This is a genomic window from Aestuariibaculum sediminum (assembly GCF_014596945.1).
Taxonomy (GTDB): domain Bacteria; phylum Bacteroidota; class Bacteroidia; order Flavobacteriales; family Flavobacteriaceae; genus Aestuariibaculum; species Aestuariibaculum sediminum.
On sequence record NZ_JACVXB010000001.1, the window covers coordinates 456,120 to 481,951 of the forward strand.

At 33.9% G+C, this 25,832-nt stretch carries 30 protein-coding genes; 13 read left to right on the plus strand and 17 right to left on the minus strand.

Annotated features, from left to right (window positions below; translation table 11 throughout):
• Positions 1-32: 32 nt before the first annotated feature.
• The 3 genes from ICJ83_RS02125 (at position 33) to ICJ83_RS02135 (ending at position 2,391) form a co-directional block, all read left to right on the plus strand.
• Entirely contained in the window at positions 33-782 is a 750-nt protein-coding gene (locus ICJ83_RS02125; RefSeq protein ID WP_188228701.1) for a GDSL-type esterase/lipase family protein, read from the plus strand.
• A gap of 34 nt (positions 783-816) precedes the next feature.
• Entirely contained in the window at positions 817-1,710 is an 894-nt protein-coding gene (locus ICJ83_RS02130) for a metallophosphoesterase family protein (RefSeq protein WP_188228702.1), read from the plus strand.
• Positions 1,711-1,809: 99 nt separating this feature from the next.
• Positions 1,810-2,391, plus strand: coding sequence for a c-type cytochrome (locus ICJ83_RS02135; protein ID WP_188228703.1), 582 nt, complete (start codon positions 1,810-1,812; stop codon positions 2,389-2,391).
• A 61-nt stretch (positions 2,392-2,452) separates the two neighbouring features.
• On the opposite strand, the gene ICJ83_RS02140 is transcribed toward ICJ83_RS02135, so the two are convergent.
• The 5 genes from ICJ83_RS02140 to ICJ83_RS02160 form a co-directional block, all read right to left on the minus strand.
• Entirely contained in the window at positions 2,453-2,959 is a 507-nt protein-coding gene (locus tag ICJ83_RS02140; RefSeq protein ID WP_188228704.1) for a ferritin, read from the minus strand.
• Between the two features lie 88 nt (positions 2,960-3,047).
• Positions 3,048-3,353: a hypothetical protein gene (locus ICJ83_RS02145; protein WP_223154568.1), complete on the minus strand. Its 306-nt coding sequence runs from the start codon at positions 3,351-3,353 to the stop codon at positions 3,048-3,050.
• Positions 3,354-3,390: 37 nt separating this feature from the next.
• A complete protein-coding gene (locus tag ICJ83_RS02150; protein ID WP_188228705.1) occupies positions 3,391-3,720 on the minus strand; it encodes a 2Fe-2S iron-sulfur cluster-binding family protein in 330 nt (109 codons plus the stop codon).
• Positions 3,721-3,912: 192 nt separating this feature from the next.
• Positions 3,913-4,158, minus strand: a complete 246-nt coding sequence (locus ICJ83_RS02155; RefSeq protein ID WP_188228706.1) for a NifU family protein — start codon at positions 4,156-4,158, stop codon at positions 3,913-3,915.
• Entirely contained in the window at positions 4,159-5,298 is a 1,140-nt protein-coding gene (locus ICJ83_RS02160; RefSeq protein WP_188228707.1) for an Mrp/NBP35 family ATP-binding protein, read from the minus strand.
• Between the two features lie 149 nt (positions 5,299-5,447).
• Between ICJ83_RS02160 and ICJ83_RS02165 the strand changes: the two genes are divergently transcribed.
• Positions 5,448-6,281: a hypothetical protein gene (locus ICJ83_RS02165; protein ID WP_188228708.1), complete on the plus strand. Its 834-nt coding sequence runs from the start codon at positions 5,448-5,450 to the stop codon at positions 6,279-6,281.
• A 15-nt stretch (positions 6,282-6,296) separates the two neighbouring features.
• Here the strand turns inward: ICJ83_RS02165 and ICJ83_RS02170 are convergent, their stop codons facing one another.
• From ICJ83_RS02170 to trmB, 3 genes are read right to left on the minus strand one after another with little or no spacing between them, the layout of a single operon-like run.
• A complete protein-coding gene (locus tag ICJ83_RS02170) occupies positions 6,297-6,626 on the minus strand; it encodes an MGMT family protein (protein WP_188228709.1) in 330 nt (109 codons plus the stop codon).
• A gap of 1 nt (position 6,627) precedes the next feature.
• Positions 6,628-7,257 carry a LysE family translocator gene (locus ICJ83_RS02175; RefSeq protein WP_188228710.1) on the minus strand — a complete coding sequence of 210 codons (630 nt, stop codon included), beginning with the start codon at positions 7,255-7,257 and terminating at the stop codon, positions 6,628-6,630.
• Between the two features lie 2 nt (positions 7,258-7,259).
• Positions 7,260-7,934 (minus strand): tRNA (guanosine(46)-N7)-methyltransferase TrmB, encoded by a 675-nt coding sequence (gene trmB, locus ICJ83_RS02180; protein WP_188228711.1) that lies wholly within the window; start codon positions 7,932-7,934, stop codon positions 7,260-7,262.
• A gap of 112 nt (positions 7,935-8,046) precedes the next feature.
• Here trmB and ICJ83_RS02185 point away from each other — a divergent pair, with 112 nt between their 5' ends.
• Entirely contained in the window at positions 8,047-9,102 is a 1,056-nt protein-coding gene (locus tag ICJ83_RS02185; protein ID WP_188228712.1) for a glycosyltransferase, read from the plus strand.
• Here ICJ83_RS02185 and ICJ83_RS02190 read toward each other — a convergent pair.
• Both ICJ83_RS02190 and ICJ83_RS02195 read right to left on the minus strand, forming a co-directional pair.
• Positions 9,076-10,119, minus strand: a complete 1,044-nt coding sequence (locus ICJ83_RS02190; protein WP_188228713.1) for a sensor histidine kinase — start codon at positions 10,117-10,119, stop codon at positions 9,076-9,078. The two genes, ICJ83_RS02185 and ICJ83_RS02190, sit on opposite strands and share 27 nt — an antisense overlap.
• A complete protein-coding gene (locus tag ICJ83_RS02195) occupies positions 10,119-10,799 on the minus strand; it encodes a response regulator transcription factor (protein WP_188228714.1) in 681 nt (226 codons plus the stop codon). The genes ICJ83_RS02190 and ICJ83_RS02195 overlap by 1 nt, the downstream gene beginning before the upstream one ends.
• Before the next feature lie 206 nt (positions 10,800-11,005).
• Here ICJ83_RS02195 and ICJ83_RS02200 point away from each other — a divergent pair, with 206 nt between their 5' ends.
• The 3 genes from ICJ83_RS02200 to ICJ83_RS02210 all read left to right on the plus strand — a co-directional run bounded on the left by ICJ83_RS02200 (position 11,006) and on the right by ICJ83_RS02210 (position 13,411).
• Positions 11,006-11,347: a T9SS type A sorting domain-containing protein gene (locus ICJ83_RS02200; RefSeq protein WP_188228715.1), complete on the plus strand. Its 342-nt coding sequence runs from the start codon at positions 11,006-11,008 to the stop codon at positions 11,345-11,347.
• An 84-nt stretch (positions 11,348-11,431) separates the two neighbouring features.
• The gene (locus ICJ83_RS02205) at positions 11,432-12,349 is read left to right on the plus strand and encodes a T9SS type A sorting domain-containing protein (RefSeq protein ID WP_188228716.1); all 918 of its coding nucleotides are present in this window, start codon (positions 11,432-11,434) and stop codon (positions 12,347-12,349) included.
• An 81-nt stretch (positions 12,350-12,430) separates the two neighbouring features.
• Positions 12,431-13,411 (plus strand): LuxE/PaaK family acyltransferase, encoded by a 981-nt coding sequence (locus ICJ83_RS02210; RefSeq protein ID WP_188228717.1) that lies wholly within the window; start codon positions 12,431-12,433, stop codon positions 13,409-13,411.
• 121 nt (positions 13,412-13,532) lie between these two features.
• Here ICJ83_RS02210 and tyrS read toward each other — a convergent pair whose 3' ends face one another.
• Positions 13,533-14,828: a tyrosine--tRNA ligase gene (gene tyrS / locus ICJ83_RS02215; RefSeq protein ID WP_188228718.1), complete on the minus strand. Its 1,296-nt coding sequence runs from the start codon at positions 14,826-14,828 to the stop codon at positions 13,533-13,535.
• Positions 14,829-14,916: 88 nt separating this feature from the next.
• Here tyrS and ICJ83_RS02220 point away from each other — a divergent pair, with 88 nt between their 5' ends.
• Entirely contained in the window at positions 14,917-15,924 is a 1,008-nt protein-coding gene (locus ICJ83_RS02220; RefSeq protein WP_188228719.1) for an NAD-dependent epimerase/dehydratase family protein, read from the plus strand.
• On the opposite strand, the gene ICJ83_RS02225 is transcribed toward ICJ83_RS02220, so the two are convergent.
• From ICJ83_RS02225 to ICJ83_RS02235, 3 genes are read right to left on the minus strand one after another with little or no spacing between them, the layout of a single operon-like run.
• A complete protein-coding gene (locus ICJ83_RS02225; protein WP_188228720.1) occupies positions 15,887-16,393 on the minus strand; it encodes a DUF4296 domain-containing protein in 507 nt (168 codons plus the stop codon). The genes ICJ83_RS02220 and ICJ83_RS02225 overlap by 38 nt on opposite strands.
• On the minus strand, positions 16,393-17,733 hold the full coding sequence (locus ICJ83_RS02230) for a dihydroorotase (RefSeq protein WP_188228721.1): 1,341 nt from the start codon (positions 17,731-17,733) through the stop codon (positions 16,393-16,395). Before ICJ83_RS02230 ends, ICJ83_RS02225 begins: the two co-directional genes overlap by 1 nt.
• A gap of 13 nt (positions 17,734-17,746) precedes the next feature.
• On the minus strand, positions 17,747-18,469 hold the full coding sequence (locus tag ICJ83_RS02235; RefSeq protein ID WP_188228722.1) for a polyprenol monophosphomannose synthase: 723 nt from the start codon (positions 18,467-18,469) through the stop codon (positions 17,747-17,749).
• A gap of 123 nt (positions 18,470-18,592) precedes the next feature.
• Between ICJ83_RS02235 and ICJ83_RS02240 the strand changes: the two genes are divergently transcribed.
• Both ICJ83_RS02240 and ICJ83_RS02245 read left to right on the plus strand, forming a co-directional pair.
• Positions 18,593-19,240, plus strand: coding sequence for a DUF4271 domain-containing protein (locus tag ICJ83_RS02240; protein WP_188228723.1), 648 nt, complete (start codon positions 18,593-18,595; stop codon positions 19,238-19,240).
• Between the two features lie 20 nt (positions 19,241-19,260).
• Positions 19,261-20,010, plus strand: coding sequence for a uroporphyrinogen-III synthase (locus ICJ83_RS02245; RefSeq protein ID WP_188228724.1), 750 nt, complete (start codon positions 19,261-19,263; stop codon positions 20,008-20,010).
• 80 nt (positions 20,011-20,090) lie between these two features.
• On the opposite strand, the gene pckA is transcribed toward ICJ83_RS02245, so the two are convergent.
• Positions 20,091-21,707 (minus strand): phosphoenolpyruvate carboxykinase (ATP), encoded by a 1,617-nt coding sequence (pckA, locus tag ICJ83_RS02250; RefSeq protein WP_188228725.1) that lies wholly within the window; start codon positions 21,705-21,707, stop codon positions 20,091-20,093.
• Between the two features lie 73 nt (positions 21,708-21,780).
• Positions 21,781-22,167 (minus strand): DUF423 domain-containing protein, encoded by a 387-nt coding sequence (locus ICJ83_RS02255; RefSeq protein WP_188228726.1) that lies wholly within the window; start codon positions 22,165-22,167, stop codon positions 21,781-21,783.
• 59 nt (positions 22,168-22,226) lie between these two features.
• Between ICJ83_RS02255 and ICJ83_RS02260 the strand changes: the two genes are divergently transcribed.
• Both ICJ83_RS02260 and ICJ83_RS02265 read left to right on the plus strand, forming a co-directional pair.
• Positions 22,227-23,591 carry a saccharopine dehydrogenase family protein gene (locus ICJ83_RS02260; protein ID WP_188228727.1) on the plus strand — a complete coding sequence of 455 codons (1,365 nt, stop codon included), beginning with the start codon at positions 22,227-22,229 and terminating at the stop codon, positions 23,589-23,591.
• Between the two features lie 71 nt (positions 23,592-23,662).
• Positions 23,663-24,127 (plus strand): Lrp/AsnC family transcriptional regulator, encoded by a 465-nt coding sequence (locus tag ICJ83_RS02265; protein ID WP_188228728.1) that lies wholly within the window; start codon positions 23,663-23,665, stop codon positions 24,125-24,127.
• Between the two features lie 57 nt (positions 24,128-24,184).
• Here the strand turns inward: ICJ83_RS02265 and ICJ83_RS02270 are convergent, their stop codons facing one another.
• Positions 24,185-25,729 carry a glycine--tRNA ligase gene (locus tag ICJ83_RS02270; protein WP_188228729.1) on the minus strand — a complete coding sequence of 515 codons (1,545 nt, stop codon included), beginning with the start codon at positions 25,727-25,729 and terminating at the stop codon, positions 24,185-24,187.
• Between the last annotated feature and the right edge of the window lie 103 nt (positions 25,730-25,832).

The window sequence follows — 25,832 nt, forward strand, 5'->3', positions numbered from 1 at the left end:
TTTCATTTCATTATCTTTACAATAAAGAATATATGAGACTGAAAACAAACGTACTCCTACTTGGGATTACCATGTTGTGTTCATTTTGCAGCTCAAATGACCGTCCTACGAATGTAGAGGACCAGGTTGTAGAGTCTACAGAAACCATACCGGAAAACACTCCTGAATTTTCAGAAATTAACATCATCTCTTTAGGAGACAGTTATACTATTGGAGCAAGTGTTTGCGCAACCTGCAGATTCCCCGAACAGTTAAAAGATAGCATAATTGAAACAACACAAGTGAAAGCGCTAAATTTAAAGGTTATTGCCAAAACAGGATGGACTACAAGCAATTTGTTAAACGTCATTGAACAGGAAGATATAGCAAATAACTACAACTTAGCTACGCTTCTTATAGGTGTTAACAATCAATATCAAAACTTAAACTTTTCAGTTTTTGAGAATGAATTTCCAATACTTGTAGATAAAGCTATTTCATTTGCGGGTGGTGTTAAACAAAAACTTTTGGTTATTTCAATTCCAGATTATGCATTTACGCCTTTTGGAAAAGGTAATACATCAATTTCAGTAGAAATTGATAAGTATAACAATTTCATAAAAAATTATTGTGAGCAAAATAACATCACTTACATTTATGTTACAGATATAACTAGAAAAGGACTTACAGAAACAAACCTTGTTGCCAATGATGGCTTGCACCCTTCATCACTAGCATATTCTAAATTTGTAGAACGCATACTTCCTGAGGCGCTAAAAAAATTAGGTTACAATATCAACTAATAATCTCTATATTAGCTAAAAGCCTTTTACAAACATGTTCTCTTCTAAAAAACGGTTCGATAACGCCTTTAAAACAGCTAAAGTTATCCATTTCGATAACAGCAGTAAATTCATTCTTTTTAGCGATTGCCATAGAGGCGACAATAGTTTTGCCGACGATTTTGCAAACAACCGTAATATATATTTCCACGCCTTAAAGCACTATTATACAGAAGGTTTTCATTATTGTGAATTAGGAGATGGTGATGAACTATGGGAAAACCTATCGTTCGAGCCCATTTTTGAAGCTCATAAAAATGTATACATGCTTATGAAAGACTTTCATAAACATGAACGTCTACACATGATTTGGGGAAACCACGATATGGTATATAAAAATCCTAATTATGTTAAAAAACATTTAGAGACCTACTTTGATCCTATTGAAGGCAAGGATGCCGCGTTATTTAAAAAATTAAAATACCACGAAGGACTAATTTTAAAACACAGGGATACGGGGCAAGAATTATTTTTAACCCATGGCCACCAGGCGGACACCTGGAATTATACCTTTTGGAAATGGAGCAGGTTTTTGGTAAGGATCCTCTGGAAACCTCTTAATGTTATGGGCATATCAGATCCAACTCGACCAGCCAAAAACAATAAGGAACTCATAAAAGTTGAGCGCCGAACAAAAAAATGGATTACTTCAAAAAACAATATTGTTACCATAGCAGGACATACACATCGCCCCAGATTTCCAGAACCAGGAGACATCCCGTTTTTTAATGATGGTAGTTGTGTGCACCCCAGGTGTATAACCGGCATTGAAATTGAAAATGGTGAAATTACCCTAATTAAATGGGTTATAGTTACAAATGAAGATGGGTTTCTTAAAATAGAACGTGTCATACTGGAAGGCCCTGAACAGCTTTCGCAATACAACTAGATAATAACCAGTAATTTACACTGTATTTCTTGCATCATTTTTAATTATTGTAACCTTAAAATCACTAACTTTTCTAGAATCACCAACCAATTATTTAAGATGAAACCTATAATTTTACTTCTTGCCGCAGTAAGCATGTTGGCTTATTCCTGCAATTCTCATTCAGAGAAAAAAACTTCTAAAGCTGAAGAAGACTTGGTAGAACAAGAACCACTAAATCCTATTCAACGAGGAGAGTACCTTGTAGATTTAGGGGGATGTCACCACTGCCATTCTCCAAAAATTATAACAGAACAAGGACCTATTCCAGATCCGAAACGACTATTATCAGGTCACCCTGCAGATGAAACTCTACCTCCATACGATAAAGAAACCGCGAAAGGCTATGCTCTTTTCTCTATGGGATTTACAGCTTTTACAGGGCCTTGGGGCACATCTTTTGCAGCAAACATTACTCCCGATGATAGTGGTATTGGCAGCTGGACTGCAGAACAATTTAAAAAATCTATTAAAGAAGGAAAATACAAAGGTCAAGATGGTGGTCGTTACCTACTACCCCCTATGCCTTGGCAGGATTTTGCTAAACTTACAGACGATGATCTTAATGCTATTTTTGCGTATTTAAAAAACTTAACTCCAATTGATAATGTGGTTCCTTCTGCAATACCACCTGCCATGTAAAATAATAACATAAAAAACGCTCCTTTTAAAGGAGCGTTTTTTATGTATCTAAGTTATTCTTCTATTCCGTTGGAATTCGCTCATCAATCATTTTTAAAGGCATGCCTTCCATAAGATTGAAAATATCAATTATACTTCTAAAAGCATCTTCTTCTTCCGATTGCTCATTAATAAACCATTGTAAAAAAACCTCGGTAATGAAGTCATCGTTTTTTCTAGCTGCCTTAAATATTTTATAAATTGATTGTGTAACACTAATTTCTTGCTCCAAACCTAATTCGAATATAGAAAGTAAACTTTCAAAATCGTTGTTTACTCCATTAACATTAGGTGATATAGCTGCACCACCATTATCGTTAATAAATTCAAAGATTTTCATTGCGTGCTCTCTTTCTTCTTCGGCTTGCTTATAAAAAAAAGCTTTACTATTTAACAATTCGCGCTGATCACACCAAGAAGCCATAGCTAAGTATGACGCCGATGCTTTCATTTCCATTGCTATTTGATTGTTAAGTAAATCCATCACATCTGGATGAATAGACATTTGTTTTCTAACTATTGTGTTCATAATTGCGCTTTTACACAAAGTTACAATAAAATAAGGGCACTATAGCGTTCTGACAAAATTTAAAAAAAGTCTAAATAAAGACTTTAAACTATGCTAAAATGAAATCTGGTGTCTCAAAGAAAACTGCAATTTCTTCTTTTAATTTAATCAATTGAGGTATTTCTAAGAAAAGTAGATGCTGCTTATCGGCAACGAAAAGTAAAACAAAATTCTCGTTATTAACAATAGCGTTAAGCGACTTATAAGTCGTTTTTGCGTTAATTTTTCGTCTTAGTTCGAGCATTTGCGGAAAACTTAATTGTATGGCCTTTGTAGGGGTATGTAAAACATATTTACAAAACCTAAGGTACTCAATATGGTAGCTATCGCTTGTTGTTTCAATTGTATTTTTCACGTCGACAAATATAGCTTTTATTTAGAATAATTTAAAATTAACTTTCTGGAGCTAATTCAACTTCCAAACCATCCATTTCTGGTGTCATTTGTATTTGACAACCTAAACGGCTATTATCTTTCACATCAAAAGCTTCAGATAGCATTGCTTCCTCATCATCACTCATTTCTGGTAAATCGGTATCGCTTATTACGTAACATTGGCATGAAGCACACATTGCCATACCTCCACAAACACCAATAGTACCTTCAGGAGCAAGTTCATAACTACGAACCACTTCCATTAAATTCATTGCCATATCGGTAGGCGCAACAACATCGTGCGTAACACCATCTCTATCTGTTATTTTTATGTTTATGTCGCTCATATTATTTGTCTTTTTGTAAAGGCATTAGAATATTTACGCAAATTTAATGCTTAAAATTTATTTACAATTCTTTTTCCTATCAATTTAATAGGAAAAAGAAAAAAATAAAGAATTCATAAAATTCTTTATTTTAACTATACCTTTAAAAAAATTTATGGGATTTAATTGAAATTTTTTCAGAACACCTACCTGTTAAATTTCAATATTTATAACTTTTTCAATCTGCGGCGCATGCTTTTTTATGGTCATTTCAACACCCGATTTTAAAGTCATTTGATTCACACTACAACCAACACAAGCACCCTGCAACTGTACCTTTACCAGTGTATTATTATCCTCTATAGACAATAAAGAAATATCGCCTCCATCACTTTGCAAAAACGGACGAATTTCTTCTAATGCTTTCTCGACATTAAGTCTTATTTCTTCTGCTGTCATTTATTTAGTTTTAACTGCTGAGCACCCAGCCATAGTTGTTATTTTAATTGCCTCTGTAGGTGGTAAATTATCATTTCGTTTTACAACCTCCTGAACCACATTTTGCGTAATTTTTTCAAAGGCTTTTTCTAAAGGTGTAGCTGTTTGAAGTGCTGCTGGACGCCCTACGTCTCCTGCTTCTCTAATGCTTTGAACTAAAGGCAATTCACCAATAAAAGGCACTTTTAAATCTTCGGCTAAGTTTTTTGCACCTTGCTTTCCAAAAATATAATATTTGTTATCTGGAAGTTCTTCAGGTGTAAAATAAGCCATGTTTTCTATAATTCCTAAAACTGGTACTTGAATACTATCCTGTTGAAACATTGCAACACCTTTTTTTGCATCGGCCAAGGCTATATTTTGTGGTGTACTAACCACTACGGCACCTGTAATTGGAAGGGATTGCATAATACTTAAATGAATATCCCCTGTTCCAGGAGGTAAATCAATTAATAAAAAGTCTAATTCACCCCAATGTGCATCAAAAATCATTTGATTTAATGCTTTTGCCGCCATTGGACCACGCCAAACAACAGCCTGATTAGGTTGTGTAAAAAAGCCAATTGACAACACTTTAACCCCATAATTCTCAATAGGTTTCATTTTCGACTTACCATCTACGGTTACCGCTAATGGTCGTCCCATTTCAACATCAAACATAATAGGAATCGAAGGTCCGTAAATATCGGCATCAAGTATACCTACATTGAATCCCATCTTTGATAACGTTACCGCTAAATTAGCCGTTACCGTAGATTTACCTACCCCTCCTTTACCTGAAGCCACTGCAATTATATTTTGAATTCCGGGAATTGGTTTTCCTTTTATCACATTTGCTTTTGGTTTTTCTGGCGCTTCAACTTTTAAGTTTACTTTAATTTTAGCTTTTTCGTATACCTTTTCATGAATGGTTTTTAAAATATCAACTTCGGTACGCTTTTTAGCTTGTAAACTTGGATTTTTTATAGTGATATCCACAATAACCTCATCGCCAAAAACCACAACATTTGTTACGGCTCCACTTTCTACCATGTTCTGTCCTTCTCCAGGTACGGTTATTGATTCTAACGCTTTAAGTATGTCTTTTTTGTTAAGCTTCATGCTCTATTTAGATTTATTCTAAGGGTACAAATATAAACATTAAAGATTGAACAAATCCTAAAATTTAGTTATTAGTTTAAGTTTAATAAATTTAGGAGAAAAATGGCATGATTTATGTGCATTTTTCATTGCTATTTAACTAAACATCAATGATTGGCAAACTTTTCATAGTAATATCTTACTTGTTATCTTACACAATATGTAACGGTCAAAGTAAACTTGAAAAGTCGCAAGAAAGTTTAAAAGAAGGCGATAATACTTTTCGAACGGAAAAGTCGCGAAATAGTAACACCGATGATACTAACTCTAGTGGTAATTTTTTCATCGATACATTTGGAAAATTAATTATTGATGCTTTCGCCTACACGGCTTATTCGATCTTAATTGAATCTCCTTTTGAATATGAAAACAAAAGCCATTTTGCTGCACTAACAAAACATCCATACCACCAAAAAAACAGAGGAAATTACACGTATATACCGGATGAAAGTTCAAATAGTTTTCGAACCTCTATTACTTCAACCTATATTTTTGAAAACTCTAAAATTCAAGGCAATCATTTAAACGTTAATCTTAGATTTTTAAACAGAATAGGCCTAGAAACGGATTATTTACAATTATGGGAAAATAGCACCAATTTTGGCAAACAGCATTTAGCGCTTTATTCCTTTACTGCTAAATATTACAGGGTAAGAACTGAACCATTTGACTTTTGGTGGGGGCTAGGAGCTACTTATGTTGATGGCAGCGTTAACGAATGGGGCTTTAATTACGGCTTGGGTTTCGAACTATTTATTTTACAACCAATTAGTTTTGATGGTGGTTTTCATCAAACTTGGGTAAACAATCAAAGCATAAATAAACTCAACGCTACATTAAATTACCATGTGACGCGTTTTACTGTTAGCAGTGGTTTTGAGCATCTAAAAATTGGCTCAGAAACCTTCTCAACCATACAACTTGGCTTGGGAATATCGTTTTAATGCTTTACTTGTTAACTACAACTCCTCTACAGGATTCCAGAATACCGATTTAAAATCTTTAATTTGATTATCAACTACTGTAATACCTTCATTCTCTAACAATTGCTGCATTAAATTAGTTCCTTCAAAATGATGCTTTCCAGTTAACAACCCTAAACTGTTTACAACCCGGTGTGCCGGCACATCTTTACCATGCGAATTATTCATGGCATACCCCACTAATCGAGAGCTTCTTGAAGCACCTAAATATTTAGCTATAGCACCATAACTTGTTACTCTTCCATACGGAATTTGCTTAACCACCTCGTAAACTTTATCGAAAAAACCTAAAGTGTTTTCTTTCATTCTACAACTCTTTAATAATATTTATTAAAGTGATGATAGATATAACTCCTGTAATGGTACCAATAAGGTAATTCATGCTTTTTTGAGAGGCAATAGTCTTGTCTTTTATTTTATCGAAGAAAAACATGTAAATATAAAGCATAACAAATGTCCCCATTGCCGTTCCTGTTACGTAAGTTAAAATAGTGGTTTGATCAAAACTCAACCAACCAATAGATGCCAAAGTAATGGTCATATAAGCTTGGTATGGAATAGGAAACACATTAATGACCGACATAAACATGCCTTGAAAAAACCGGCTACGTTTGCTTCTCATTTCTGGTTCTAAAACCTCTTTGGGTTTAGATTTTGCTATGAAAAGAAAATAAACAGTTATTAAAACAAAAATAACGAAGGCAACGCGTTGCAGAATATCGACAACCTCATTATGCTTTGTTAAATAACTAGCAAATACCGATGCTACATAAGTCTGTACTAAAACAACCACACAAACCCCTATCGAAAACATAATCCCTCTCGTATGTCCTTCTTTTAAACTTATTTTAGCCGCGGTCATGTTCAACAAACCAGGCGGAATTACCCCAACAAGCGATATAATTAACCCTAAAAAAAAGACCACCGTAATATTCACAACTACTTAATTTTAAATCGAATATACGTAATTGCTTTATTTTGCTCTAAATATTGCGATTCATAAAACGTTTGGATACTTGTTACTTCTTCTGGACTTCCCTCTTGCTTGTATACATTATGATTAGCATACAATACTTCATGTCCGGCACCATGAAGCAAACCTAATGTGTAACCATGCATAAATTCGCTATCGGTTTTTAAATTTACAACCCCATCTTCCTTTAAAATAATTTTATAACGAGCTAAAAATTCAGCATTAGTCATACGGTGTTTAGTTCGCTTGTATTTTATTTGAGGATCTGGAAATGTAATCCATATTTCATCGACTTCATTTTTACCAAAAGCATGATCTATTAACTCTATCTGGGTACGTAAAAAAGCAACATTCGGAATATTTTCTTCTATAGCCGTTTTTGCCCCTCTCCAAAAACGAGCGCCTTTTATATCGATACCAATAAAATTTTTATTCGGATATTTTTTGGCTAAAGCCACAGAATACTCACCCTTTCCACAACCCAGCTCCAATACTAAAGGGTTTTCATTTTTAAAAACCTTTTCGTTCCATTTACCTTTATTATCATAATCTTCATTAACCAATTGATCTCGTGTTGGTTGATATACATTGGAAAAAGTTTCATTCTCTCTAAAGCGCTTTAATTTATTCTTGCTTCCCACCTATAGTTTTAATTTAAATGATTATCTTTTATCCTCTAGTTAAGGACAAAATAAATATTTGGTAAAATTAAGGAAATATACGAAAGTGTATATATGCTTACCTTTGATTTTAATGAAAAAACGGATTTTAGTTGCACCCCTAAACTGGGGTTTAGGGCATGCTACTAGATGCATACCTATAATAAAGGCATTAATAGAAAATAATTTTGAACCTGTAATAGCCAGTGATGGCGTTGCGCTTTCTCTGTTAAAAAAGGAATTCCCTAATCTCAATCACATTGAACTTCCCGCGTATAACGTGACTTATGCGAGAAACGGAAAGTTTTTTAAATTAAAACTTTTAAAAGATTCACCAAGATTACTTCAAGCTATTTATAACGAAAAAAAAGCGATAGCAGGAATTATTGACAAATATGGTATTTCAGGTATCATTTCCGATAACCGACTCGGGGTTTATCATAAATCTGTGCCTTCTGTTTTTATTACCCACCAACTAAAAGTCTTAAGCGGAACCACGACCTGGCTGAGCACAAAAATGCATGAAAAATTCATTAAAAATTTCGTTGAGTGTTGGGTACCTGACACCAACAATTCGCTTAATTTAAGTGGCAAATTAGGTCATGTAGACACTTTTGGAATCCCAACGAAATATATTGGTCCTTTAAGTAGATTTGAAAACAAACCTTTACCCCATCGTTACGATTTAATGGTTTTATTATCGGGTCCTGAACCTCAGCGTACATTATTGGAAGACAAATTAATAACCGAACTAAAACATTATAAAGGAGACGTTGTCTTTGTTAAAGGGATTATACAACCTGAGCAAACAGTAGAACGTTGCAATAATTTTACCATTTATAATTTCATGACTTCCCAAATGTTGGAACAGACCATTAATGAAAGTACCATGGTAATTTCACGCTCCGGATATACTACCTTAATGGATTTAGCCAAATTAAATAAGAAAGCTTTTTTTATACCTACACCAGGACAGTTTGAACAGGAATATTTAGCAACGCGCTTATCTGAACAAACCATAGTACCTAGTTGCAAACAAGATCAATTCACTTTAAGTAAACTTGATATAATAGACCAATATAACGGGCTTTCAGCATTTGACTTCGAGGTTGATTTTAAGAAGCTATTCTACCTTTTCGAGGGTGAATGAAAACTCGCTTCCTACACCAAATTCACTTTCCACATAAATCTTTTCGTCGTGCGCTTCAATAATGTGTTTCACAATAGATAATCCAAGACCAGAACCACCTTCCTTACGTGAGCCGCTTTTATCTACACGATAAAAACGTTCAAAAAGTCGTGGCAAATGCATTTTAGCAATCCCCTCACCGTTATCTGTTACCCTTACAATTATTTTATTTTTAATCAGGTTTTCAATACTAATCTCTGTGGTACCTTTAATTCTACCGTACTTAATAGAATTTACCACCAAATTAGCCATAACTTGCTGAATACGTTCTTTATCCGCTCGAACCAAAATCGATTCATTATAGGCTCTATCAAAAGTAAGTGTAATTTTCTTTTTAGAAGCCTTCATTTCGAGCATGTCGAACACATTTTTTACCAGTTCTACAATATCGAAAACCTCAACATTTAAACTCAAATCACCAACCTCTAATTTGGTAATCATGTCTAAATCTTTTACAATATAACCTAATCGTTCTATCCCTTTACTGGCACGCTCTAAATACTTTTCACGTAATTCTTTATTATCCATAGCGCCATCTAATAAGGTTAATATATATCCTTGAACGGTGAAGAGTGGGGTTTTTAATTCGTGTGAAACATTACCCAGATACTCCTTTCGGTAATTTTCCCTTACTCTAAGCGATTCAATTTCAATTTTTTTATCTCTGGCGTATTTATCAATTTCCTTCGTTAGAGTTTTCATATCGGTTGTTATCGTTCCTTTAGCTAAATTGGTGGATTCCAATAAAGTTAAATCGTCGTAAATTTTCTTTACGCGTTTATAAATAAACCTTTCAACACTAAACTGAATAATTAAAAATGAAAACGAATAAGTTGACAAGAACAATATACCTATATACCAGAAACTTAAAGTAAACGACAGGAATAAAAAAACACTCGTTAAGAGCGTTATAAAAATGGATATATAAAGCGACGTTTTAATCGCAAACTTATATGATTTTTTAAATTTTTGCTGCATTAATCTACAAACTTATAGCCTACTCCTTTTATGGTTTTAAAACTTTCGTCTCCAATTTTTTCTCGTAGTTTACGAATATGAACATCGATTGTTCTACCACCAACTACAACCTCATTACCCCAAACTGTATCTAAAATCTCATCTCGCTTAAAAACTTTTCCTGGCTTAGAGGCTAATAAAGAGAGTAATTCAAACTCTTTTCTTGGCAATACAATTTCCTTACCTTTCGAGGTGATTTTATATTCATCGCGATTTATTGTTAAGCTTCCTAATTTAACCATATCGGCTGAATCCTCCTCTTTAAATCGACGCAAAAGCGCTTTAACTTTACTAACTAAAACTTTGGGTTTTATTGGCTTTGTTATATAATCGTCGGCGCCAGCATCGAAACCTGCGACTTGAGAATAATCTTCGCCTCGTGCGGTTAAAAATACAACTAATGTATTTTGTAAATCCGGATGTTTTCTTATTAGTTCGCAAGCCTCAATTCCATCCATTTCTGGCATCATAACATCCAAGATTATCAAATGTGGGAGTTCTTTTTTAGCTTTTTTAACTCCTTCATTTCCATTTTCGGCTGTTATAACCTGATAGCCTTCGCTTGATAAATTATATCCCACAATCTCTAGGATATCCGGCTCATCATCTACCAATAATATTTTAATGTCTTTTTTCTTCATTTTATGTCCTCAATAAAAATAATTTTATTTGTCGGTCTAAAGATAAAACTAATAAAATATATCATATCTAATTGCTAATTTAATAACACTAAGATAACAAATACGTTACAAATTGTTAATTTTTCGATAAACCGCAGATTTCTTTAACTTTTTTCTTGGCATTACTTTTGTTATAATTTACTAAATTTGAATAACTAATAGGTTCTATGAGAAAAAACTACTTGATAGCATTATTTCTTTTTTTAGCATTGTCATTCTCCTCTTTTACATTTGGACAAGATGGTGTTAACAGGAATCCTATTCAAGAAACCATAGAACAATTATCTATTTACCCTAACCCAGTTACAAACGGTAAAACTTACATTTATATTACTACTAAACACAATTTAACCAAAAAAATTGAGTTTTTCGATGTTTTAGGCAAACGCATTTTCACTACTATGTTAACTGGAAAAGAGTTAAATATTTCAAACTTTAACAAAGGGGTTTATATTATTAAAGTAACTGAAAACAACATGAGTGAAACCAGAAAACTGGTTATAAGATAGTTTTTCCTACATATAATAAGTTTTTTCTTACATTTTTAAAATAAAGTGATTACCTTTAATTTATATTAACAAATCACTTTTATTATGAAAAAACAATACTTTACTATTTTTAACTTTTTGGTAGTTTCACTTTTACACAGCCAAGTTGTAATTTACCAAGAAGATTTTGAAACCGACACGAATGGCACAAACTATTTTACAAGCATTAGTGAGTTTACAGATAAATCTACATCAACAGGTTATGATTTTTTTAAAAGAACCGACGGGAGTGATATAGGTTCAGCATACGAAATATCAAACATCAACAATTCCTATTTTTTTGGAGCGCAAGACATTGATGGTGAAGGAGCAACACTCCCTGTTACTTTGTCTACAAAACCCATAGACGTTTCATCGATGTCAACCATCGAATTTTCGATTTTAATCGCAGAAGATGATAATGAAACCAATGAAAACTGGGACAATCCCGATTATGTTCACATCACCTATGCTTTAGATTCTGGTGCACCTGAAAATTTATTATGGATTGAAGGCGACAACTCCTCTGGAGGATCCACAAATAACACCCCAAGAATCGATACAAATTTTGACGGCACAGGCGATGGCGCAGAAATAACATCAACTTTTACTGAATATTCAAAAATTATAACTTTAAGCAGTAACTCAACAATTCAATTTACTATTGAATATGATTTAAACGCTGCAGATGAAGATTTAGCCATTGACAACATTAGAGTCATTAATACAACGCCGCTTTCTGTAAAAGAAAATAACATAGCAGGTTTTAAAATTTACCCTAACCCAACAACCATTGGCTTTGTAAATATCAACTCTAAAAATAATTCCAAAATAGAAGTTTCAGTTTTTAGCCTTTTAGGAAAACAGATTTTAAAGCAATCCGTGACTAATAAACTTGATGTTTCAGGATTAAATCAAGGTGTTTATATTATAAAAGCAACGCAAAACAATAAATCAATTACTAAAAAATTGATAGTTAAATAATACACATAGCATCACATTAAAAAAAGCGCTACCGTTTGGTAACGCTTTTTTATTTTATCTACTTTTGCGGAGCAATACATTATGATAAACACCGCTTCCATATTTAATATTAAGAATGACAACGAATTTGAAAACCTCACTTATCAGGTATTCAAACATCAATTCGAAAACAACCGTGTATACCGGTCGTTTTGTGATTTGTTATACATTCATCCTGATGACGTAAAGTCTATTTCTGAAATCCCCTTTTTACCCATACAGTTTTTTAAGTCCCATAACGTATTAAGTTCAGAGTCAAAAGTACAATCCACTTTTACCAGTTCAGGCACAACAGGTAGCTTAACAAGCAAACACCATATTACCGATTTAAATATCTATATGAAAAGTTTTCGAAAAGGATTTGAATCATTTTATGGAAGCGTTAAAGATTATGTTGTTTTAGCTTTATTACCATCTTATTTAGAACGGAAAGGATCATCGCTAATTTTTATGGTCGATGATATGATAAAACAATCAAATCATCCTGAAAGCGGTTTTTATTTAAATAACCTTTCTGAGTTAAAAAACAAATTAATTGCCCTTGATAATTCAGGAAAAAAGGTATTGTTAATTGGAGTTTCTTTTGCTTTGCTCGATTTGGTTGAAACACATCAATTTCAGCTTAAAAACACCATAATTATGGAAACCGGTGGTATGAAAGGCCGTCGAAAAGAACTCATTCGCGCCGAACTTCACAACATTTTAAAACAAGGTTTTGGAGTTGATGTTATACACAGTGAATACGGCATGACCGAACTTTTAAGTCAGGCGTATTCGAAAGGTCATGGTATTTTTAATTGCCCAAGTTGGATGCGCATTTTAACCAGAGATACCGAAGATGCTTTAACCATTTTACCTAAAGGTAAGGCAGGCGGCATTAATGTTATAGATTTAGCTAATATAAATTCGTGCTCTTTTATCGCCACACAGGATCTCGGAAAAGCGCATGATAATAACACTTTTGAGGTTATTGGACGTTTTGACCATTCCGATATAAGAGGATGTAATCTTTTGGTCTTATAAACGTGTAAGTTAATTATAAAACTTGCGACTAAATATTCGCTAAGAATAGCAAATTTAAAAATTAATAATTTTTAGGTTGGTTAATTAAAAAGCCTGATTTAAATAAATCAGGCTTTTTTCTTTATACAATGCTTAATACAAAGTAATTCTTTTTACCTCGTTGTAATAAGACAAACTTATCGTTAATCAAGTCTTTAGTTGTAATACTGTAGTCTTCTTTGACTTTTTCTTTGTTAACAGAAATTGAATTTTCTTTTAAAGCACGTCTGGCTTCACTATTTGATTTTAAAAAGCCTCCTTTTTCAGCTAAAGCACCAATAATATCCAATCCGTTTTCAATATCTTGTTTAGAGACTTCTGTTAAAGGCACACCTTCAAATACTTCTAAAAAGGTTTTTGCTGTAAGTCCTTTTAAATCTTCACTTGTAGATTTACCAAACAAAATTTCACTAGCTTTTATAGCATTATCCAATTCTTCTTTGGAATGAACCATCGTTGTAATTTCTTCGGCCAAACGGCGTTGCAACACGCGTAAATGTGGTGCTTCTTTATGTTCTTCGATAATGCTTTCAATTTCTTCACGAGTTAAGAAGGTGAAAATTTTAATATATTTTTCAGCGTCTATATCACTCGTATTTAACCAATATTGGTAGAACTTATAAGGAGATGTACGTTCGGCATCTAACCAGATATTCCCTCCTTCTGTTTTACCAAATTTAGTGCCATCGGCTTTTGTTATTAAAGGCCATGTTAAAGCATATCCTTTTCCTGCGTCTACACGACGAATTAGCTCTGTACCTGTGGTAATATTCCCCCACTGGTCGCTACCGCCCATTTGTAAGGTACATTGTTTTTCACGGAATAAATGAAGAAAATCATAACCTTGTACTAGCTGATAAGTAAACTCCGTAAAACTCATACCAACGGATGATTCGGAAGACAATCGTTTTTTTACTGAATCCTTAGCCATCATATAATTTACAGTGATATGTTTACCGACATCGCGAATAAACTCTAAAAACGAAAAGTCTTTCATCCAATCGTAATTATTCACAATAACTGCAGCATTCTCTGCATCGCTGTCAAAATCTAAAAATCGCGACAATTGTTCTTTTATAGCATTTTGATTATGTCTCAATGTTTCTTCATTAAGCAAATTACGTTCTGCAGATTTACCCGAAGGGTCACCAATCATACCTGTTGCACCACCAACTAGCGCTACTGGTTTGTGTCCTGATAATTGAAAATGTTTAAGTCCCATAACCCCCACTAAATGTCCGATATGTAACGAATCGGCTGTAGGGTCAATTCCCACATAAGCCAAACGCATCGCTTCCATTAAGTGTTCTTCAGTACCTGGCATAATGTCTTGTATCATTCCACGCCAAGTTAATTCTTCAACAAAATTCTTTATCATTACTCGTTAATTTTTATAAAAGTATGGCAAAGATAAAAATCAATGTATAATTACTTTAGTATAATGAATAATTCTTTACATTAGTTGCATGATTTTAGTAACGGGAGGCACAGGTTTAGTAGGCTCACACCTACTTTATAAACTAACAAGTACGAATAATTCGGTTAGAGCAATTTACCGAACTGAACATAAACTTGCTCAAGTTAAAGATGTATTTGCTACCTATACCAACGATTTTGAAGCATTGTTTAATAAAATTGAATGGGTACAAGCCGACCTACTGGATATTACTGCTTTAGAATTAGCTCTTAGTAATATTGATATTGTTTATCACTGCGCCGCATTTGTCTCTTTCGAACCAGATAAATATCATCTTTTAAGAAAAACCAATATTGAGGGCACTAGCAATCTTGTTAATATTTGTTTATCAAAAAACATAAAAAAATTATGTTATGTGAGTTCTATAGCTACTTTGGGTAAGCCAACAAACTCACTAGATATTAATGAAGAAACCGTTTGGAATCCAGAAGATAAAAATACGGTATACGCCATTACAAAATATGGCGCTGAAATGGAAGTTTGGCGAGCTACACAAGAAGGGCTAAATGCTGTCATTGTCAATCCTGGGGTTATTTTAGGTGCCGGAATTTGGAAATACGGCACAGGAAGCCTGTTTAAAAAAGCCAGTAAAGGGAATCCGTTTTACACCTCGGGAAGTGTTGGCTTGGTCGATGTACACGACGTTGTTGAAATTATGATAAAACTTATGGAAAGCAACATTATAAACGAACGCTTTATTTTAGTTGCAGAAACCTGGAGTTTTAAAGATTTTCTTGAAAAATTGGCTATTTCGGTAAACGGAAAAATCCCTAAAAAGGAAGCCTCAAAATTCCTTTTGGATATCTTATGGCGATTAGACTGGTTCGTGCATAAAATTACAGGTAAACGGCGCCAATTAACAAGACATTTAACCAATACTCTTTGTTCTAAACGGGCCTACAGTAATGCCAAAATAAAAACAGCCCTGAACTATAATTTCAGAGCTGTAAACGATACTATTACAGAAATAGGGAGTCTTTACTTGAAGCGGGCTTAGCTAAAGTCCCAGCCTCCCTACGTTCGTTTATTTCTAATTGCCTATTGATAACTGAATCTCTTATTTTATTAATATGCTGAATGGAATCCATTTCATGCGCTCTCTTCCTCTGTTCTTCCTTTTGTTTTTCAACCTCTAAGACTGTTTTTAACCTTTCCAGGCTATCAATAGCCTTGTCAAATATAGACTGATAATCCTTTATATGATAAGCATAATAACTATTGCTTTGGGCAAACTGCAAACTATCTGTACCATGCTTTTCAAAAACATAGGTTTTAAGATTGTACCCCATGTCTTCAAGATCCCTTTTATTCATTCCGTTAATGGACCCCACTAAACGTGCATCGATAATAATATCGACCATTTTGCTCTTCGAAATTAAATTATCAGGTTTTTTAGGACCGTCTAAATTTCCGCAGGCAACAAATAAAATACTTAACGCGAAATAGGTAACTAGTTTTTTTAACATTATCTATTAAAAGTTAAACGTTTAGCCGCTTTAACATTGTTAAATTTAGCATTATTGTAAACAAGAACCCCATTAACAAAAGTATGCGTTACTCTGGACCTAAATGTCGTTCCTTCGAAAGGAGACCAGCCACATTTATACAGAATATTGTCTTTGTTAACGGTCCAAGGATTATTTAAATCTACCAACACTAAATCGGCAAAATAACCTTCTTTTACATAACCACGCTTTTCAACTTCGAATAAAATAGCAGGATTATGACACATTTTTTCAACGACTTTTTCAATTGAAATTTTCCCTCTGTGATGCATTTCCAGCATAGCAGGCAAGGCATGCTGAACCAATGGCCCGCCAGATGGTGCTTTTGTATAAACGTTTTTCTTCTCGTCTATAGTATGTGGCGCATGGTCGGTTGCAATAACATCAATTCTATCATCGAGTAAAGCTTCCCATAAAAGGTCTTGATCTTTTTTTGTTTTTACAGCTGGATTCCATTTAATTAGTGTCCCTTTCTTATCGTAATCTTCATCAGAGAACCAAAGGTGATGAATACAAACCTCTGCTGTTATTTTTTTATCTTTTAAGTCTTGCTTATTACTAAATAAACTTGTTTCCTTTCCTGTAGAAAGATGAAAAACATGTAAACGAGCCCCGGTTTTCTTAGCTAATTCAATTGCTTTGGAAGACGATATATAACAGGCGTCTTCACTTCTAATTACAGGATGACATTTAATAGGAATATCTTCGCCATAATTATCTAAATGCTCCTGAAAATTCTTTTTAATTGTAGCTTCGTCTTCACAATGTACAGAAATCACCATGTTGGTGCTTTTAAAAATTTTCTCAAGCACTTCTGGGTTATCTACCAACATATTTCCTGTTGATGACCCTAAAAACAATTTTAATCCCGCAACACTTTTTGGGTCTACTTTTAAAATTTCATCTAAATTATCGTTAGTTCCACCAAACATAAACGAATAATTAGCTGATGATGTTTTTGCTGCAATAGCAAATTTTTCTTCCAACTTTTCAACAGTCGTTGTTTGAGGATTAGTGTTTGGCATTTCTACAAACGAGGTAATCCCTCCTGCTATTGCTGCCCTAGATTCTGTTTCAATATTTGCCTTATGGGTTAACCCAGGCTCTCTAAAATGCACCTGATCATCGATGGCACCAGGCAAAAGGTATTTACCTTCGGCGTCAATAACATGTACATCCGACGATTTTGCACTAATTGAATCGCTTATTTCTTTTATATAATCGCCTTCAATTAATATATCGCCATTAAAAATGGAACCTTCGTTTACAATATGGGCGTTTTTAATTAATGTCTGTTTCATTTTCATTGTTTATTTACTTCTTAAATAAGCTTTTCATTTTCATGGATATGACACCAAAAATAGCTTCAGAAATAATTCCCGAGCTCAATTTTGATTCACCTCGTGTTCTATCGGTAAAAATTACAGGAACTTCAACAATTTTAAATGCTTTTAAATAGGCTTTAAATTTCATTTCTATTTGAAAAGCGTATCCTATAAATTTAATGGTATCTAAATTAATAGATTCCAGAACGTTGCGTTTATAGCAAACAAATCCAGCAGTTGTATCGTGTATTTTCATGCCAGTTATAATACGCACATATTTTGATGCAAAATATGACATGAGTACGCGACTCATTGGCCAATTAACCACATTTACACCTGTCACGTAACGTGAGCCAATAGCTAAATCGGCACCTTGTTTGTGGCAAGCTTCGTAAAGCCTTGGTAAATCTTTAGGATTATGTGAAAAATCGGCATCCATTTCAATAATATATTCGTATGTTTTTTGTAAACACCATTTAAATCCATGAATATAAGCCGTACCCAATCCCGATTTTTCCTTTCGTTCCTCTATAAACAAACGTTCGGGGAATTCACTTTGCAGTTCTTTAACTTTTGAAGCTGTTAAATCTGGTGAATTATCATCAACTATAAGTATATGAACGTCTTTCGAATGAGAAAACACTGCTCTAATAATCGCTTCGATATTTTCAATTTCGTTGTAAGTGGGAATAATTACAATAGAATTTGTCATTCTTAGGCGTTGATGATACTTTAAAATTAATTTCAGCAAATGTACACTATTACGCGTTCATTTATTTTAAATATTCCTTAATAATTCCATTTTCTTCTAAAATATTTATAATAATTTTACAACATGCTCAGGGAAACGCTATCAAACGATTTATTCACTATATTTTTAGTTATTGGCATACTTACTATTGCTATAACTAAGCTTGTTGCACCCAAACGTTTCGCAGACTTCGCTTATGTTTTAGGTAATTCTAAGTATTTAAAAATTTATGCCCGCGACCAAAAATTTCTTGACAAGTTTGAGGCATTACTCTTTTTAAATTTAATTCTTTCGGCATCGGTATTCATTTATATTATTTATCTAAAAACTACAAATACCACAACCATTTACCTCGATGCTATTTTAAAGTTAGCGCTGGGAATAGCTATTTTTATATTAGTGAAGGTTATTTTAGAGCGACTCATAGCCAGTATTTTTGAAATAGAAAAACTAACCGACTTATATCTGTTTCAAAAAATTACTTATAAAAACTATCTGGGTTTATTATTAATTCCAATTAATGCTTTATTACTATATAGCTTTCCTGCATCGTTAAACCTTATTTACGTTATAATTATTTTTTTGTTAATAATTAATATTATAGGACTTATAACATCCTTTAAAGCACATCAATCTTTAATAAAAAACAACTTGTTTTATTTTATTTTGTATCTTTGCACACTTGAAATCGCACCTTACGTATTTTTATACAAGGTGTTTATTTTTAACTGACAATCAAACAACTTGCGCCCATGAAAGTGAAAACCATTTTAGTATCTCAGCCGGAACCTAAAATAGAAAACTCCCCTTATTTCGATTTAATTGATAAGCAAAAAGTAAAAATTGACTTTCGTCCGTTTATTCACGTAGAAGGCGTACCTGCCAAGGAGGTAAGACAGCAAAAAGTTGATTTAACTAAATATACAGCAATTATTTTAACAAGTAGAAATGCTGTTGATCATTTCTTTAGAGTTGCTGAAGAAATGCGCTTTAAGGTACCTGACACAATGAAATATTTCTGTCAGTCGGAAGCTGTAGCTTACTATCTTCAAAAATATGTGGTGTACAGAAAACGTAAAATTTATGTAGGTAAACGTACTTTTTCAGAACTTTCTCCATTAATTAAGAAGTACAAAGACGAAAAATTCCTATTACCTAACACCGATAAAGTTAAAGACGAGGTTCCAAATACATTAAATGCATTAGGTGTAGATTGGAAACAAGCTATTTTTTATAAAACAGTCATCAGCGATTTATCTGATTTAGAACATGTAACTTACGATGTTTTAGTATTTTTCAGCCCTTCTGGTATTGAATCGTTATTTCATAATTTTCCAGAATTTAAACAAAATAACACCCGAATTGCCGTATTTGGAAATACCACAATTAAAGCAGTAGAGGAAAAAGGTTTACGTGTAGATATTGCTGCACCAACACCAGAAACACCCTCAATGACCATGGCTTTAGAAAAATATATTGAAAAAGTAAACAAGGGTAAGTAATCCTTGATACACAAAAAACAAAAAGGGCTAATTCTTAACATTAGCCCTTTTTTATTACCTTATTTTACCGCGTTTTATAACTAAAACGCATAGCGTTGCGGACCACCACGACGAATTTCTTCACTACAGTGCATTTCGAACTTTTTGAAGTTTTCACGGAAGGCATTACTTAACTTAAAAGCCGTAGTATAATATTTTTCATCGTCATTCCAGGTTGCTCTCGGACTTAAGACTGAAGTTGGTACTCCCGGACAAGATCTTGGTTGAGCCACCCCAAATACCGAGTGGATATGATAATCGTCGTAATTATACAACCCTAAATCACCATTTAACACGGCATTAATCATGGCCCTAGTATATTTCAATTTCATTCGTGTTCCTACACCGTAAGGTCCACCGGTCCAACCTGTATTTACCAACCAAACATTAACACCTGATTCTATCATTTTGGCACTTAACATTTCGGCATATTTTGCCGGATGTAAAGGCATAAAAGGCGCTCCAAAACAAGCTGAAAATGATGGCACAGGTTCTACAACACCAGCTTCAGTACCCGCTACTTTTGCGGTATAGCCCGATATAAAATGGTAGGCGGCTTGTGCGGGTGTTAATTTAGAAATTGGAGGCAAAACACCGAAAGCATCAGCTGTTAAAAAGAAAATATTTTTTACATTTTTTCCGGTGGATGGCACCTGAATATTCTCTATATGATGAATCGGATAACTTACTCTAGTATTCTGTGTAATTGAAGTATCTTCGAACTTTACATTTTTATCAGCATCAAGAATCACATTCTCAAGGATAGCTCCTTTTTTAATGGCATCGTAAATTTCTGGTTCGTTGTCCCTTGAAAGATTTATCACTTTTGCATAACAACCCCCTTCAAAATTAAACACCGAATTTTCGGCTGTCCAACCATGTTCGTCATCGCCAATTAAACTACGATTCGGATCGGTTGAAAGGGTGGTTTTTCCAGTACCTGACAACCCAAAGAAAATCGCCGTATCTCCTTCTTCACCAACATTAGCACTACAGTGCATAGGCAAAGTATTTTTATAAACAGGCAGTAAAAAATTCAAAGCAGAAAAAATGCCCTTTTTAATTTCTCCTGTATATCCTGTTCCTCCTATTAATGCAATTTTTCTTGTAAAATTTAAAATCGCAAAATTATGCTGTCGGGTACCATCCTCCTCTGGGTTGGCCATAAAACCAGGAGCATTAACCACAGTCCATTCTGGATCGAAACCAACCAATTCTTCTTTTGTTGGACGTAAAAACATATTATACGCAAACTGATTACTCCAAGGGTACTCGTTGATAACACGAATATTTAACCTATAATCCTCGTCTGCACAGGCAAAGCTATCTCTAACAAAAACTTCTTTGTTTGATAAATAATCGGTTACCTTCTTGTACAACGCATCGAACTTATCAGTATCAAACGGAATATTGATATCGCCCCACCAAACACGATCGCGAGTAACATCGTCTTTTACTATAAATCTGTCTTTTGGAGAGCGCCCTGTAAATTCTCCGGTATTCACCGCTAAAGCCCCCGACGAAGCTTCTACTGCCTGGCCTTTTTCAATAGCTATTTTATGCAACTCTTCCGGTGATAATTGATACCTAACATCGGCATTTTTAATCCCGTATTGTTCCAACTCAATCGTTTTCGTAATTTGACTATAGTTTTCCATAGTTTTAGTTAAATATTATTTACTTGACAAAACTACTATATTAATTTTTAATTATTCTTAATTTTATGATGTTTTAAGATTTATATTTTATGATATTAACAATTAAATACACCCATGAAACAATTAAGAACAAACCTCCAATTGGAGTTATAAATCCAATGTTTTTAAAATCGAAACTCGTTAATGTATTTGTCGCTAATCCATAAATCGAACCAGAAAATAAAATCACTCCTGCAAGCACCAGATATAAGATGATTTTCTTCGATTTATTAGCCATTAAAGGAATTAATCCAACAACCATTAAAAACAAAGCATGGTACATTTGATATCGAACACCTGTTTCAAAAATATTAATGGCATCTGCCGGAATTAATGTTTTTAAACCATGAGCTCCAAAAGCCCCTAAAAGTACACTTGTTACACCCAAAACGGCTCCAACAACCATTAATTGTTTGTTCATATTAATATTCAAATTTTAATTAATTACATTAGGTACAAAATTACTCAACTAAACTCATTATGCGAAACATATTAATTATTGGTTTAGGCAAATCTTCAACGTATTTAATCAAATATTTATTGGATAAAATAGATATTGAACAACTTCATATTACAATAGGCGATTTAAACATTGAAAACGCTAAAAAACTGGTTCGCCAGCACGAACGCGTTAACATTATTGAGCTAGATGTGTTCAATGACGTTTCTCGCAAAAATGCCATACAACAAGCCGATATTGTTATTTCAATGTTACCTGCTCGCTTTCATATTGAAGTCGCGAAAGACTGTGTCAGACTTAATAAAAACATGGTAACCGCATCGTATATAAGTCCAGAAATGCAAGATTTAGACGCACAGGTGAAACAGAAAGGCTTAGTATTTATGAATGAAATTGGTGTTGACCCTGGCATAGACCACATGAGTGCCATGCAGGTAATAGACCGCATTCGCAATAATGGCGGTAAAATGATTTTATTCGAGTCCTTTACCGGTGGATTAGTAGCCCCTGAATGCGATAATAACCTTTGGAATTATAAATTTACCTGGAATCCCAGAAATGTGGTTATTGCAGGGCAAGGTGGTGCCGCTAAATTTTTACAGGAAGGGACTTATAAATACATACCTTACAATCGCCTATTCAGACGCACCGAATTTATAGACATTGAAAATTATGGCCGTTTTGAAATTTATGCCAACAGGGATTCCTTAAAATACCAAAGTGTTTACGGCTTAAATGATATCAAAACACTATACCGAGGCACTATTAGACGGGTGGGATTTAGTCGTGCCTGGAATATTTTTGTAGCATTAGGCATGACCGACGATAGTTACACGATTGAAGATAGTGAAAACATGAGTTACCGCGATTTTATTAATGCGTTTTTACCCTACAGTCCAACTGACTCGGTAGAATTAAAACTTAGACATCAATTAAAAATTGACCAGGACGACATTATGTGGGACAAATTAGTAGAGCTCGACATTTTTAATAGTAATAAACGCGTAGAATTGAAAAACGCAACACCAGCTCAGATCCTTCAAAAAATACTTATGGATAGTTGGACACTACATGAAAATGACAGAGACATGATTGTTATGTACCATAAGTTTGGTTACGAACTTGAAGGTAAAAATTATCAAATAGATTCTAACATGGTAGTTTTAGGTGAAAACCAAACCTATACTGCGATGGCGAAAACCGTTGGTTTGCCTGTAGCCATAGCCGCTTTGGCTATTCTAAACGGAAAAATAAAAACTCCAGGCGTTCAGCTACCTATTACCAAAGAAGTATACACACCAATTTTAACGGAGTTAGAAACCTATGGCATACAATTTAAAGAACATAATGTGCCGTATTTTGGGTACAACCCTTTAAATATTTAATTAAGATCTAATCTATATTTCATTTTCGAACAAATTAGCTACATTTATGTTTTAATTTGAAATAAAATACTTTGAAATCGAAAACTATTATTCTAGACGGCATAGATAAAAAAATATTAAAAGCTCTAACTGCCGATGCCAGAACACCTATTTTAGAGATCGCTCGTAATGTTGGTATTTCCGGAGCGGCAATACATCAGCGATTGCGCAAACTTGAAAAATCGAAACTTATTTCTGGATCAAAGTTTATTTTAAATCCCAAAGTTTTTGGTTACAACACACTTGCTTTTGTTGGCATATATTTAGAACATGCTACCAACTCCGAAACTATTGTAAAAGCATTAAAACGCATTCCTGAAGTTTTAGAATGTCATTATACTACTGGGCATTATAATATTTTTATAAAACTACTTTGTATAGACAATGCGCATCTTATGCATTTGCTTAACACAAAAATTCAAACCATACCAGGCATCATAAGAACCGAATCGGTTATATCGCTAGACCAGCAAATAGACCGACAAATACAGATATAAAAAAATCCCGAATTCTAACTCGGGATTTTGATTTATACGTTTTGAAAATTTTTCAGATTATTTCATTTTTAACAACCAGTTACGTACATCAACTTCCTTCTTGATGATATCTCGTAAATCTTCAATTTTAACACGCTCCTGCTCCATAGAATCTCTATGTCGAATGGTTACTGTGTTATCTTCTAAAGTATCGTGATCTACCGTAATACAAAACGGTGTTCCGTTAGCATCTTGTCTACGGTAACGACGCCCTACGGCATCTTTTTCATCGTAAACAACATTAAAATCCCATTTAAGGTCTTCAATAATATTTCGAGCTACATCTGGTAATCCGTCCTTTTTAACCAATGGTAAAACCGCCGCTTTTATAGGCGCTAATACACTTGGCAATTTTAATACGGTTCTTGTTGTTCCGTTTTCTAACGCTTCCTCTTGTAACGAGTTTGAGAATACCGCCAAGAACATACGGTCTAAACCAATAGAGGTTTCTAGCACGTAGGGTACATAACTTTTATTTTCTTCAGGATCGAAATATTGTAATTTTTTACCTGAAAACTTTTCATGCTGACTTAAATCGAAATCGGTACGCGAATGAATACCTTCTAATTCTTTAAATCCGAATGGAAATTTAAACTCGATATCGGCAGCAGCATCGGCATAATGTGCTAATTTTTCATGGTCGTGGAAACGGTAATTATCTTCACCCATTCCTAAACTTAAGTGCCACTTTAAACGGGTTTCTTTCCAGTGCTCGTACCATTCTTGTTGCGTTCCTGGCTTTATGAAAAATTGCATCTCCATTTGCTCGAATTCACGCATTCTAAAAATAAATTGTCTGGCTACAATCTCGTTTCTAAAGGCTTTTCCGGTTTGTGCAATACCGAACGGAATTTTCATACGTCCTGTTTTCTGAACGTTTAAAAAATTCACGAAAATACCCTGTGCTGTTTCCGGACGCAAGTATAAATCCATTGCATTCTCAGCCGATGCTCCCAACTTGGTTCCAAACATTAAGTTAAACTGCTTAACATCGGTCCAGTTTTTACTACCCGTTAAAGGATCGGCAATTTCCAGCTCTTCAATTAAAGCTTTTACATCGGCTAAATCTTCATTTTCTAAAGATTTTGCCATGCGAGAAAGCGTATTATTTATTTTTTCCTGATAACCTAAAACGCGAGGGTTTGTAGTTACAAACTCTTCTTTATTAAACGCATCGCCAAAACGTTTTTCTGCTTTAGCAACTTCTTTATCTATTTTAGCTTCAATTTTCGCACAATAATCTTCAATTAATACATCGGCGCGATAACGTTTTTTAGAATCCTTATTATCAATTAAAGGATCATTAAAGGCATCGACGTGACCAGACGCTTTCCATGTTGTTGGATGCATAAAAATAGCGGCATCGATACCAACTATGTTTTCATTCATCTGCACCATGGCTTTCCACCAGTAATCGCGAATGTTCTTTTTTAATTCTGCACCATTTTGTGCGTAGTCGTAAACTGCACTTAATCCGTCGTAGATTTCACTACTCTGAAACACGTAACCATACTCCTTAGCGTGAGAGATTACCTTTTTAAATTGATCGTCTTGATTTGCCATGCTGCAAAAATAAAAAACCGCCCGAAACTATTAGAGTTCTTGATTAAAAATTAAGTGTGTAATTCATTAATTTTTTGATTAAGTTTACATATCTACATTTTTC

Excerpts from the sequence above, each read along its gene's own strand:
- ICJ83_RS02260 (WP_188228727.1), top strand. The coding sequence starts at position 22,227 with ATGCGAAACATATTAATTATTGGTTTAGGCAAATCTTCAACGTATTTA.
- ICJ83_RS02205 (WP_188228716.1), top strand. The coding sequence starts at position 11,432 with ATGAAAAAACAATACTTTACTATTTTTAACTTTTTGGTAGTTTCACTT.
- ICJ83_RS02220 (WP_188228719.1), top strand. The coding sequence starts at position 14,917 with ATGATTTTAGTAACGGGAGGCACAGGTTTAGTAGGCTCACACCTACTT.
- ICJ83_RS02230 (WP_188228721.1), bottom strand. The coding sequence starts at position 17,733 with ATGAAACAGACATTAATTAAAAACGCCCATATTGTAAACGAAGGTTCC.
- ICJ83_RS02210 (WP_188228717.1), top strand. The coding sequence starts at position 12,431 with ATGATAAACACCGCTTCCATATTTAATATTAAGAATGACAACGAATTT.
- ICJ83_RS02200 (WP_188228715.1), top strand. The coding sequence starts at position 11,006 with ATGAGAAAAAACTACTTGATAGCATTATTTCTTTTTTTAGCATTGTCA.
- ICJ83_RS02240 (WP_188228723.1), top strand. The coding sequence starts at position 18,593 with ATGCTCAGGGAAACGCTATCAAACGATTTATTCACTATATTTTTAGTT.
- ICJ83_RS02150 (WP_188228705.1), bottom strand. The coding sequence starts at position 3,720 with ATGAGCGACATAAACATAAAAATAACAGATAGAGATGGTGTTACGCAC.
- ICJ83_RS02225 (WP_188228720.1), bottom strand. The coding sequence starts at position 16,393 with ATGTTAAAAAAACTAGTTACCTATTTCGCGTTAAGTATTTTATTTGTT.
- ICJ83_RS02155 (WP_188228706.1), bottom strand. The coding sequence starts at position 4,158 with ATGACAGCAGAAGAAATAAGACTTAATGTCGAGAAAGCATTAGAAGAA.
- ICJ83_RS02185 (WP_188228712.1), top strand. The coding sequence starts at position 8,047 with ATGAAAAAACGGATTTTAGTTGCACCCCTAAACTGGGGTTTAGGGCAT.
- ICJ83_RS02235 (WP_188228722.1), bottom strand. The coding sequence starts at position 18,469 with ATGACAAATTCTATTGTAATTATTCCCACTTACAACGAAATTGAAAAT.
- ICJ83_RS02135 (WP_188228703.1), top strand. The coding sequence starts at position 1,810 with ATGAAACCTATAATTTTACTTCTTGCCGCAGTAAGCATGTTGGCTTAT.
- ICJ83_RS02255 (WP_188228726.1), bottom strand. The coding sequence starts at position 22,167 with ATGAACAAACAATTAATGGTTGTTGGAGCCGTTTTGGGTGTAACAAGT.
- ICJ83_RS02130 (WP_188228702.1), top strand. The coding sequence starts at position 817 with ATGTTCTCTTCTAAAAAACGGTTCGATAACGCCTTTAAAACAGCTAAA.
- ICJ83_RS02245 (WP_188228724.1), top strand. The coding sequence starts at position 19,261 with ATGAAAGTGAAAACCATTTTAGTATCTCAGCCGGAACCTAAAATAGAA.
- ICJ83_RS02190 (WP_188228713.1), bottom strand. The coding sequence starts at position 10,119 with ATGCAGCAAAAATTTAAAAAATCATATAAGTTTGCGATTAAAACGTCG.
- ICJ83_RS02160 (WP_188228707.1), bottom strand. The coding sequence starts at position 5,298 with ATGAAGCTTAACAAAAAAGACATACTTAAAGCGTTAGAATCAATAACC.
- ICJ83_RS02270 (WP_188228729.1), bottom strand. The coding sequence starts at position 25,729 with ATGGCAAATCAAGACGATCAATTTAAAAAGGTAATCTCTCACGCTAAG.
- ICJ83_RS02125 (WP_188228701.1), top strand. The coding sequence starts at position 33 with ATGAGACTGAAAACAAACGTACTCCTACTTGGGATTACCATGTTGTGT.
- ICJ83_RS02140 (WP_188228704.1), bottom strand. The coding sequence starts at position 2,959 with ATGAACACAATAGTTAGAAAACAAATGTCTATTCATCCAGATGTGATG.
- ICJ83_RS02195 (WP_188228714.1), bottom strand. The coding sequence starts at position 10,799 with ATGAAGAAAAAAGACATTAAAATATTATTGGTAGATGATGAGCCGGAT.
- tyrS (WP_188228718.1), bottom strand. The coding sequence starts at position 14,828 with ATGATAAAGAATTTTGTTGAAGAATTAACTTGGCGTGGAATGATACAA.
- ICJ83_RS02170 (WP_188228709.1), bottom strand. The coding sequence starts at position 6,626 with ATGAAAGAAAACACTTTAGGTTTTTTCGATAAAGTTTACGAGGTGGTT.
- pckA (WP_188228725.1), bottom strand. The coding sequence starts at position 21,707 with ATGGAAAACTATAGTCAAATTACGAAAACGATTGAGTTGGAACAATAC.
- ICJ83_RS02165 (WP_188228708.1), top strand. The coding sequence starts at position 5,448 with ATGATTGGCAAACTTTTCATAGTAATATCTTACTTGTTATCTTACACA.